Below are 10,908 nucleotides of genomic sequence, written 5' to 3' on the forward strand. Positions count from 1 at the left end.
CCCCCTACCAGACGTAAGCGAGGACTTCGCCGCCCACGCCCTGTCGTGCTGCCTGGCGGTCGGTGAGCAGGCCCGAGGACGTGGAGATGATCGCCACGCCCAGGCCGCCGAGCACCCGAGGCAGATTGGTGGATTTTGCGTAGACCCGCAGGCCGGGCTTGGACACCCGGCGCAGGCCGGCGATGCTGCGCTCACGGCTGGGGCCGTACTTGAGCGAGACCACCAGGGACTTGCCGACGCGAGCATCCTCGGTGCGGTAGTCGTTGATGTAGCCCTCTTTCTTGAGGATCTCGGCGATGTTCGCCTTGATCTTCGAGTGGGGCAGAGTCACCTCATCGTGATACGCCGAGTTGGCGTTGCGCAGACGTGTCAAAAAGTCTGCGATCGGGTCAGTCATCGTCATGACAACCGGCTCACCTTCCTCGCGGCGGTTCCCCGTACCCAGTTTTTGGGGGAGGCCTTCCGCAACCTGTTGTTGGGGTCTGTTACCAGCTGGACTTCTGCACGCCGGGCAGTTCACCGGCGTGCGCCATCTCGCGCAGGCAGATGCGGCACAGCCCGAACTTGCGGTAGACCGAGTGCGGACGACCGCACTTGTTGCACCGCGTGTACGCGCGAACCGCGAACTTGGGCTTCTTGTTGGCCTTGTGGATCAACGCCTTCTTTGCCATGTGCTCAGTTCTCCTTGAAGGGGAAGCCCAGCGCCTTCAGCAGCGCACGGCCTTCGTCGTCGTTGGTCGCCGAGGTGACGACGGTGATGTCCATGCCGCGGGGACGGTCGATGGAATCCACGTCGATCTCGTGGAACATCGACTGCTCGTTGAGGCCGAAGGTGTAGTTGCCGGTGCCGTCGAACTGCTTGCCGTTCAGGCCGCGGAAGTCGCGGATACGGGGCAGGGCGATGGAGATCAGCCGGTCCAGGAACTCCCACATCCGGTCGCCGCGCAGCGTGACGCGAGCACCGATGGGCATGCCCTCACGCAGCTTGAACTGTGCGATGGACTTACGGGCCTTGCGGATCTCCGGCTTCTGGCCGGTGATCAGCTGCAGATCGTTGACCGCACCGTTGATCAGCTTGGCGTCGCGGGCGGCGTCACCGACACCCATGTTGACGACGACCTTGACCACGCCGGGGATCTGCATGACGTTGTCGAACTCGAACTGCTTGTTGAGCGCCTCGCGGATCTCTTCGCGGTAGCGCTGCTTCAGCCGGGGCTGAACCTTCTCTGGTGCAGTCATCAGATGTCCTTGCCATTGGTCTTGGCGATGCGGACCTTCTTGCCGGTCTCCTCATCGACGCGGTAACCCACGCGGGTCGGCTTGCCGTCGGAGTCGACGACCATCACGTTGGACACGTGGATCGCGGCTTCCTGGGTGACGATGCCGCCCGAGGATGCGCCGCGCTCGTTCTGCGACTGCGCGGTGTGCTTCTTGATCCGGTTGACGCCCTCGACGAGGACCTTGTCGCGGGTCGGGTAGGCCTCGATGACCTTGCCCTTGGCACCCTTGTCCTTGCCCGAGACCACCAGCACGGTGTCGCCCTTGTGGACCTTCATTTACAAAACCTCCGGCGCCAGCGAGACGATCTTCATGAAGCGCTTCTCGCGCAGTTCCCGGCCGACGGGCCCGAAGATGCGGGTACCGCGCGGGTCGTTGTCGGCCTTGATGATGACGGCCGCGTTCTCGTCGAACTTGATGTAGCTGCCGTCGGCGCGACGACGCTCTTTGACGGTGCGCACGACGACGGCCTTGACGACGTCGCCACGCTTGACGTTGCCGCCGGGGATGGCGTCCTTGACGGTCGCGACGATGACATCACCGATGCCGGCGTAGCGTCGCGATGAGCCACCGAGCACACGGATGCACAAGATTTCCTTGGCGCCCGTGTTGTCGGCGACCTTCAACCGCGATTCCTGCTGAATCACTCGATCTCCTGACCTGGTTTTGTATGCACGCCAGATACCGACCTGGACGTGCGCGGTCTTTGTTTCCGAAGGGCACGCGGGGCTGACTCGTTACAGCAGTCAGCCGAGGTCTGCCCAAGGCAACCCCTACATAGTAGGTGAGCACGGCGAATGCACCAAATCGTGGCTGATCAGCTCACGAACGTGCAGTGAGATCGTACTTTCCTCCCCGACGGTGATCTGTGTGCACCGTCGGCGCTACCCCGCGGCCGCCACGCAGCGAAACCCGATGTGCGTCGTCGAGCTGTCCTGGGACTGCGGGGAGCGCGCCGCCGGACGGTACCGGTGGCAGTACTCCGGTGCGCACAGGTGCGAACCACCTTTGAGCACCTGGTTCACCCTCGGATCAGGGTCGGTGGGAGGCGGGCAGCACGCCGGGGCGTCACCCTGCGGCTGGTGGTGGGCGGTGAACCGGGTGGTGGTCCACTCCCAGACGTTGCCGATCATGTCGGCCAGACCGAAGGCGTTGGGCGGGAAGGTGCCGACCGGCGAGGTGCCGTACCAGCCCAGTGCGCCGTCGTTGCGGTAGGGAAAGCGGCCCTGCCAGGTGTTGGCCATCAAGCGGCCGCCCGGATTCATGTCGTCGCCCCAGGCGTAGGTGCCGTCCGCTCCCCCGCGCGCGGCGTACTCCCACTCGGCCTCGGTGGGCAGCCGCCGTCCGGCCCAGGCCGCGTACGCCGCCGCGTCCGGATAGGCGACCTGGACGACGGGATGGTCGGGTGCCGCGGGCTCACGATCCGGTCCGAACGGGTGACGCCAGTTGGCCCCGGGTGCCCAGTCCCACCATTGACGCCAGTCCCGCAGGTCGACGGGGCCGCCGGCCGGAACGAACACCAGTGCGCCGGGCGCCAGATCGGCCTCGTCCACGCCGGGGTACAGCGCCGGGTCCATCGGCCGCTCGGCAACCGTGACGTATCCGGTGTCCCCGACGAATGCGCCGAACTGCGCGGTGGTGACGGGGTGACGTTCTATCGCGAAGGCACCGACGGTGGCGGTGTGTACCGGAACTTCCTCGGGGTAGAACGCCGTCGAGCCCATCCGGAAGGATCCGCCCGGAAGTTCGACGAGTTCGGTGAACACAGATCCGAGGCTAGTCGCGATCGATCAGTCCTTGGCGAAGGCGGCGGCGAGATCCCGCTCGAGGTCCTGATAGGGCTCGCCGGACAGGTCGACGGTGACCTGCGCGATGGTGCCGCCGGTGAACCCGAACGGTGCCCGATAATGCTGGGACACTGCCGATCCCGGGTTGCGGCCGATGCAGATGCCACCGCCGGCGAGCGCGAACATTCCCGGGTGGGTCTGCATGTCCGCCAGCTCTGCCACCGCCGTGTCGTCGATGAACATCGTGGTGTCACCGAGCGGGGTGTGACTGCCCTCGACCGTGCCGGTGCGCCGGTACTGTACGCCGAAGATGTGCCGCCCCAACGGGATCGGGTCCGGTGAGACCAGCAACTGCTCGTGTTCGCCGAGGAAGTTGTAGACGTAGTGCAGCCGTCCGTCGGCGACGAACAACACGTGGCCGCCGTGGGCACCGCCCTGCTTGAACAGCACCCCTTGCGCGTCGGCGTCGTCCACGTCGGCTTCGGCGAGCACGGTGAACGACTGCCCCCGTAGTTCGGCGGCCGCGCCCAGCCCGACCTCGGCGGTGTGGGGATAGTAGGTGTAGCTGGTTCGCTCGCGGGCCAGGTACGGCCGCCACCGCGTCATGGTCTCCAGGATGTTGAGGTCGGCCAACGGCAGGCCGTGGTATTTCTCGGCCTCGGCGAACCACAACGCCGTCAGTTCGGCGAGTTTGTCGGGGTGTTCGGCGGTCAGATCGTGACACTGGCTACGGTCGGCCTCGATGTGGAACAGCTCCCAGCGGTCAGCGTCGAAGTGTGACCAGCCCGACGGGGTGGCGGCGTGCACGGTGTTGGCGAACCAGCCCTTGTGCCAGACGCCGCGGGTTCCGAGCATGGCGTAGAACTGGGTCTCCTTACCGGTGGGCGCCTCCGGATCATCCAGCGCCACTTTGAAGCTCACGCCGTCCAGCGGCTTCTGCGGCACTCCCCGCACAGTTGCCGGCGGGGTGATACCGAGCAGGTCGTACACCGTCGGGGTGATGTCACAGACGTTGACGTAGTTGTCCCGTACCTCGCCCTGGGCGTCGATCCCGTTGGGCCAGGAGATGATCGCCGTGTCGGCGATGCCACCTTCGTGGGAGGCGTACCGCTTGAACAGCTTGTAGGGCGTGTTGAACGCCAGCGCCCAGCCGATCGGATAGTGGTTGTAGGTCTCCGGCGAACCCAGCCGGTCGATGAACTTCAGCCCCTCCTCGGCGGTGTCGATGTAGCCGTTGAAGAACTTGGTCTCGTTGACCGACCCGTTCGGGCCGCCCTCACCGCTGGCGCCGTTGTCGGAGATCACCACGATGATGGTGTTGTCGAGCTGCCCGGTTTCCTCCAGGAAGTCGAGAATCCGGCCGATCTGGGCGTCGGTATAGGACAGGAACCCGGCAAACACCTCGGCCATCCGGGCGAACAACTTTTTCTCGTCATCCGACAGCGAATCCCACGGTCTGACCGTGTCCTGTGCGGGCCACGGTTCACCGTTGGGCCCCTTGACATCTGAGTAGGGATTGACCGGTGACAGTTCGGTGTCGGGCGGCACGAGGCCCAGTCGTTTCTGGTTTTCCAGCACGATGTTGCGGTAGGCCTCGTAACCCATGTCGAAACGACCCGCGTACCGGTCGGCCCACTCTTTGAACACATGATGTGGGGCATGACCGGCTCCCGGGCACAGGTAGGTGAACCAGGGCTTGTCCGGGGCGATCACCTTGGCGTCGCGGATGAACTCGATTGTCTTGTCCGCCAAGTCGCGGGACAGGTGGTAGCCGTCTTCGGGGGTGCCCGGCGGGTCGACCGGATGGTTGTCGTACACCAGGTCCGGATACCACTGGTCGGTCTCCCCACCCATGAATCCGTAGAACCGTTCGAAACCGCGGGAACACGGCCAATGTCGTTTGGTGGCAGCGAGGTTCGACTCCTCCAAGGGGGTCAGATGCCACTTGCCCACGCAGTAGGTGTTGTAGCCGTTCTCGGTGAGCACCTCCGACAGCAGGGCGCTCTCATACGGAATCCGGCCGTTGCAGTTGGGAAATCCGTCGGTGAACTCCTCGATGGTCGCCATTCCGACCGTGGTGGCGTTGCGCCCGGTGAGCAGAGACGCCCGGGTAGGTGAGCACAGTGCGGTGGTGTGGAACTGCGACAACCGGACACCGCGCTGCGCGATGCGGCTCATCGCCGGCATGTCCACCAACCCGCCGAAACAATCCCAGGTGGCGATGCCGGTGTCGTCCCAGACCAGGTACAGCACATTCGGTGCCCCGTCAGGCGCCGTCGGTGCCGCGTAGGGGCCCCAATCCGGTTCACTGTCGCGGATATCCAGCTCGATCTTGCCTTTGAACGCCGGGTTGAACGCTGAATTGAACGCCGAGTTGGGCCCTGTGGCCATGGCGACCTCGATTCCCGGTTGGCGATTCGACCCCGGTAAGACTGATCGCGGAGAGATTACACCTGCTCACCGACGTTTGCCGGAGAAACTGACGTTCCCTTCAACACCGACGCTGAGGTGGTCGGCCATTGCTGGACCGGCCGCAGCCCAGAGCTATCACAGCAGCTGTGGGATCAGCACCCGGGTATCGGGCACGAAAGCCCAGTTCGGATCGGTCAGATGCGCCTTGAGCTCCGCATCGCTCCACCACCACCCATCGGCGATCTCCTCGGGTTGGTGACTGACCGGGCCGTCCCATCGCGCCTCATATGCAAACAGGTGACACCGCATGGGCTTTCCGGCCCACCGGCCGTCCCAGGCCACCGACGCCAGTGGCGTCAACGGGACCCCGTTGATGCCGAGTTCCTCGGCCAGTTCCCGGGTTGCGGCCTGCACCGGCGTCTCGCCCGGGTCGATGACCCCGCCGGCCAGGCAATCGTGCATGCCGGCGAACACGGCTTTGGTCATGGTGCGTCGGTGGACATAGAGCCGACGGCCGTCGGTCGAGCGCACCAGCACACCGGCACTGCCATGCCACAAGCCCTCGGCATACACGCGTGAACGCGGGGCTGCACCAAGCACTTTCCCGTGGGCGTCGTACACGGCGACGAGTTCGTCGGTCACGGTGCAACGCTAGCGAACCCGGCGCCACCCATGCCCCGGCGCTACGGCGTGACGATGTTGAACCAGAACGGGAAGGTGTCCAGCATGCCCACGAAGTCGTCCACCGATTGGCGGTTGCCCTCGAGCGTGACCTTGTTCTGGTCGATGCCTTCGTCGAGCCTGAGCTTGCCCATTTGGATCTGGTTCATCGTGTCCTTGGTCAGCTTGAGATTCGCGTTGGCGTTCGGGATCGGCGCTGTGGTGTAGTTCAGCACCCCGTTCTCGACGATCAGGCCGTACTGCTTCTTGAGGTCGGTGAAGTCGACGTTCATCGTGATGGTCTTGCCCGCGGCCTTCTGGCCGTTGAGCCGCACGGCCAGATAGTCGAACATCATTTCCGGCGGCATGGCGTTGATGGTGTCCGGACTTGCGGTATCCGTGCCGCCGGCATTCGGAACGCCGTTGCGCAACTCGTAGGCGCCCTGCAGGTACACCGACCGCCACGGCCCCGACTCGGCCTGATACCCCATCTGCTCGAAGCTGTCGGCCAGCAGGTTCTTGGCGTCGGCGTTGTTCGGGTTGGCGAACACCACGTGCTTGAGCACCATCGCGGTCCAGCGGTAGTTGCCCTCGTCGAAGTCCTTCTTCGCCTTCTGCAGCACGGCGTTCTCGCCACCCATGTATTCGACATACTTCTTGCCCGCCGGCTCCGGCGGCAGATCATCGAGATCGGCTGGGTTTCCGTCGTACCACCCCATGTAGCGCTGGTACACCGCACGTGAATTGTGCTTGAGCGTGCCGTAATAGCCGCGGTCAGGCCAGAAGTTGTTCAACTCCGGCGGCATCTGGATCTCTTCGGCGATCTCCGATCCGATGAGTCCGTTGTTCATCAGGCGCACCGACTGGTCGTGAATGTACTTGTACATGTCACGCTGCTTTTTCCAGTAGTCGATGATCTTGTCGCGGCCCCACATCGGCCAGTGGTGGCTCTGGAACTTGACGTCGGTGTTCGGCCCATAGGTGTTGATGGTGTCGTCGAGAAACTTGGCCCAGATCCGCGCATCGCGCACCTGTGCACCGCGCAGCGTCAACAGGTTGTGCATGGTGTTGGTGGTGTTCTCGGCCATCCACATGGCCTTGAATTGCGGGAAGAATGTGTTCATCTCCGTGGGCGCCTCGGTGCCCGGCGTGAACTGGAACTCCATGTCCACCCCGTCGATCGTCATCTTCTGACCGCTGCTGGTCACGAGGTCGGTCGGCAGGATCAACGTGGGTTGGCCGGTGGACACCGTCATGCCGAGACCACCGTTGACGCCGCCCTGCGGATTGCGCGGCAACAGCGCGCCGTACATGTAGACCGCGCGCCTGCCCATGGCATTGCCGGCGATGACGTTCTCACTGACGGCGTCCTCGACGAAGTTCGCCGGCGCAACGACTTTCACCTTGCCGGAATCGACGTCGGCCTGGTTGATGATGCCCCGGACGCCGCCGTAGTGATCGACGTGGGAGTGGCTGTGCAGGACGGCGACGATCGGCCGGGGGCCCAGCTTCTGGTTGACCAGCTCAAGTGCGGCCTTGGCGGTTTCCGGTGAGATCAGGGTGTCGTACACCAGCCAGCCAGTGTCGCCCTTGATGAAGGTGATGTTGGACAGGTCGTACCCGCGGACCTGGTAGATCTTGTCTGGGACCACCTCGAAAAGGCCGTATTCCATGCACAATTGGGCGTTGCGCCACAGGCTGGGGTTGACCGTGTCCGGGGCGGGCTTGTCGTCGGCAATGTATTTCTTGTACTCCTCGAGGTCCCAGATCACATCGCCGTTGTCGTTGGTGATCGTCAGGGTCTCCGGACGCTCGATCAGCCCCCGCTTGGCGTCCTCGAAATCGGACCGGTCACTGAACGGCAGCGAGTCGGCCACTTTCCGGTTGGCGGCCTTGGTGGCCTCGGACGCACCTTTGACACTGTTGTCGGTCTTGACTCCCCCACCGCCACCAGCTGACGATCCACCGTTTGTCTCGTCGTTGCACGCGGCGATCAGCGTGGTCGCGACACCCGCCACGGCCAGCCCACCCAATACCCGGCGCCGCGGGAACTGTGCACGCGATTCGTGAGGCTCATCAGCTTGATACGACTTCGCATTCGGATCCATGTGCGCAAATTATGCCGCCGCGCCTTAGGATCTGCGGGCGAAACACCGTAGTCGAGGTCAAACGGTCCACCAATTCACATCATCGGAAATCACATCCACGGATGCGCCGGCTTCCAACACGAATTTCGACTCAGCATCGATGAGTTGCCGGGCCTGAGCACGTACTTCGACGTCGGCACCCGAATTGTTCTTGACCGTGTACCGCGAACTGTTGTTCCGTGCCGTGGGAAATGTGACCGCTGAAGTGCCGGCGGCCAGCAGGTAGACATAATCCACGCCAGGCGCGTTCGCCAACGTGGCAGCGCCGGACAGTGTGACGACCGAGCGCTGCGGCGACGTCGAATTTCCCGACGTGTTTCCCGCAATACCGACGTTGCGTCCCTCGGCGCGGACCGGCGCCACCCGGTATCCGTTGTTGTCCCATTGATTTCCGGATATCGCCAGATCGTCGACGTAGCGCGCATCGACCGCGTAACTCCAGCCCGCGCCCTGGTCGGTGTTTGCGATGAAGTTGCCGGTGATGTTGAAACCCTTGGTCCGCTGCTCGGCGTCGACCGAGTAGATGCCGATGGCCGGATATTCGTTCGGCGCGCCCTTGCCGCCGTTCGTGATGTTGTTGCCGACGATCGCCACCTGCTCGTGATCGGATGTCATCCACGGCGGCATGGTGAAGACGATCGCCTCACGTCGGGCGCCCTCACAGATGTTGCCGATGATCGTCACCTGTTTGTTGCCACGCAGCTCGATGTTGTGCTGCGGCGCACCGTTGAGATGGTTGGCGATGATGCGCAGCGGGCCCGCCTCGAGCGACAGGTTGGGTCCCGTCGAACCGATGTTGTTGTTGACGATCCACGAGTCGTAGAAGCGATACGTGGTGCGGATGCCGCAGCCGGCGCATTGTTCGATGAAATTGTCGTCGATCCAGTTCAACAACCCGTCGAAGTCGGAGTTGAGCCGCATGCCGTAATCGGTCCAGCCCAGGATCCAACAATGCCTGATGTAAGTCTTGTCCACATCGATGTCGAATCCCGGTGACCCCGCGCAATTCGCATCGATCGTCAGGTTTTCGATGCGACATTCGATCCACCGGCCGCTGATCGGCGCCACGTTCGACGTCACCTTCAACCGGGCCGCATGTTCACCGGCACCGACCAGACAAATGCGAACAAATCCGTCGGAACCGTTGCCGAGGGAGTCCGACAACGCATATTCCCCCGCGGGGAAGAAGACGGTACCGCCGCCACCATCGTGGGCCTGCCGGATCGCGCTCATCACGGCGGCGTGATCATCGGTTGTTCCGTCTCCGAGGGCACCGTGCGACGTCACATCGATCACAGCCATAGTGCCCAATGCTATTGCCGATATCGACGTGGCGGTTCTGCGTATGTCGCATCCTGCGACGGTGGCGATGAAATGATGCCAGTGTCAACAACCAGCCATGGATCACTGTCCAGTGGGAGGTTCGATGGTTCGAGTCATTGTTCTGCTTTCCGCCGCGCTCACCGTGCTGTCGGCGTGTGGCGGATCGTCAGAACCTTCCTCGACAGGCACCGCGGACAACCCCGGCGCCGTCCTGTCTCAATCCCCTTTGGTCAACTTGGTTCCGGCATTGCAGGACGCCAGTTCCGAAGCCAAGGTCATGACGTACGCGTCGCGCAACGGGGTCAACGACGCGGTGTCTCACGTGACCGGGACGGTGTTCGTGCCCAAGGCCGACCCGCCGAAAGATGGCTTCCCGGTCGTCGCCCTCGGGCATCGGACCGCGGGTACGTCACCGGACTGCGCGCCGTCGTTGTCGCCGGATCTGCGTGGTGAGGCGACGACGGTGGTCGCGCTGCTGAATGCCGGTTATGTGGTCACCGTGCCCGACTACCAGGGGCTGGGGAAGCCGACCGAACCCGACGACTACGACTTCCATCCCTACCTGGACTCCACCACGTCCGCGTACAACATGATCGATGCCGTACGGGCGGCGCGGACCATCGCGCCGAACACGTCCACGGCGTGGGCGTCGCTGGGGGCCCTCGAAGGCGGCCAAGCCGCTTGGGCGGCCAACGAACTCGTCGACAACTACGGTCATGACCTCAACCTCGTGGCCGCCGCCGCCTTGGCTCCCATGGCCAACGTCGACGGTCTTGCGGACGCCGCGATGGCCGGCACCTTGACCACCGGCCAGAAACTGGCGTACGTCGCCTATCTCGCGGCGTTGGAAGACCAGTACTACGACGATTTCCAACTCGACGACTACCGCCGCGGGGCCGCCCAACAACACTGGGATGCCCTGCTCGGCTGCAACGACCCCGCCCAACGGACAGCACTGGCCGATCAGATCGGTCCCGACGACCTGCGGCCGGCCAATCCCGAGGCCTTGCGGACGTTGCGTGGGTATCTGCAGAAGACGAGCCTGCCGCAGGGGCCGACGAAGGCTCCGATGTACGTCATCTACGGCGGCGAAGACGCCGTGATCCCGGCGGTCTGGACGGACCGGGCGCTGTCGGACGCATGCACGATGGGCGACGGTATCCAGATCGCGTTCTGGCCGGACAAGACTCGCGAGCAGATCGAGCCTCTCGCGGCGCTGGGCTGGCTCACCGACCGCATGAAATCGATCCCGGCGGCCAACGATTGCCCGGCATTCCTGGCCGGCCACCACCGATGACCGA

11 protein-coding genes are annotated in these 10,908 nt (G+C 64.0%); 1 reads left to right on the forward strand and 10 read right to left on the reverse strand.

Annotated features, from left to right (window positions below):
- Positions 1-4: 4 nt before the first annotated feature.
- The 10 genes from rpsH to A5740_RS06895 form a co-directional block, all read right to left on the reverse strand.
- Positions 5-403: a 30S ribosomal protein S8 gene (gene rpsH, locus A5740_RS06850; RefSeq protein ID WP_036441169.1), complete on the reverse strand. Its 399-nt coding sequence runs from the start codon at positions 401-403 to the stop codon at positions 5-7.
- Positions 404-485: 82 nt separating this feature from the next.
- Positions 486-671: a type Z 30S ribosomal protein S14 gene (locus tag A5740_RS06855; RefSeq protein WP_003883429.1), complete on the reverse strand. Its 186-nt coding sequence runs from the start codon at positions 669-671 to the stop codon at positions 486-488.
- Between the two features lie 4 nt (positions 672-675).
- Positions 676-1,239: a 50S ribosomal protein L5 gene (rplE, locus tag A5740_RS06860; RefSeq protein WP_076192566.1), complete on the reverse strand. Its 564-nt coding sequence runs from the start codon at positions 1,237-1,239 to the stop codon at positions 676-678.
- On the reverse strand, positions 1,239-1,556 hold the full coding sequence (rplX, locus tag A5740_RS06865; protein ID WP_003883431.1) for a 50S ribosomal protein L24: 318 nt from the start codon (positions 1,554-1,556) through the stop codon (positions 1,239-1,241). Before rplX ends, rplE begins: the two co-directional genes overlap by 1 nt.
- Positions 1,557-1,925 (reverse strand): 50S ribosomal protein L14, encoded by a 369-nt coding sequence (rplN, locus tag A5740_RS06870; RefSeq protein WP_003883432.1) that lies wholly within the window; start codon positions 1,923-1,925, stop codon positions 1,557-1,559.
- A 237-nt stretch (positions 1,926-2,162) separates the two neighbouring features.
- Positions 2,163-3,044, reverse strand: a complete 882-nt coding sequence (locus tag A5740_RS06875; protein ID WP_076192567.1) for a formylglycine-generating enzyme family protein — start codon at positions 3,042-3,044, stop codon at positions 2,163-2,165.
- A 24-nt stretch (positions 3,045-3,068) separates the two neighbouring features.
- Positions 3,069-5,456, reverse strand: coding sequence for an arylsulfatase (locus A5740_RS06880; protein WP_076192569.1), 2,388 nt, complete (start codon positions 5,454-5,456; stop codon positions 3,069-3,071).
- A gap of 156 nt (positions 5,457-5,612) precedes the next feature.
- Positions 5,613-6,119, reverse strand: a complete 507-nt coding sequence (locus A5740_RS06885) for an NUDIX domain-containing protein (protein WP_076192571.1) — start codon at positions 6,117-6,119, stop codon at positions 5,613-5,615.
- Positions 6,120-6,160: 41 nt separating this feature from the next.
- Positions 6,161-8,245: an alkyl/aryl-sulfatase gene (locus A5740_RS06890; protein WP_217696685.1), complete on the reverse strand. Its 2,085-nt coding sequence runs from the start codon at positions 8,243-8,245 to the stop codon at positions 6,161-6,163.
- 57 nt (positions 8,246-8,302) lie between these two features.
- Positions 8,303-9,586: a glycosyl hydrolase family 28-related protein gene (locus tag A5740_RS06895; protein ID WP_076192572.1), complete on the reverse strand. Its 1,284-nt coding sequence runs from the start codon at positions 9,584-9,586 to the stop codon at positions 8,303-8,305.
- Between the two features lie 124 nt (positions 9,587-9,710).
- Here A5740_RS06895 and A5740_RS06900 point away from each other — a divergent pair, with 124 nt between their 5' ends.
- Entirely contained in the window at positions 9,711-10,904 is a 1,194-nt protein-coding gene (locus A5740_RS06900; protein WP_175616183.1) for a lipase family protein, read from the forward strand.
- The last annotated feature ends 4 nt before the right edge of the window (positions 10,905-10,908 follow it).

This window comes from Mycobacterium sp. GA-1841 (genome assembly GCF_001954135.1).
Classification (GTDB): domain Bacteria; phylum Actinomycetota; class Actinomycetes; order Mycobacteriales; family Mycobacteriaceae; genus Mycobacterium.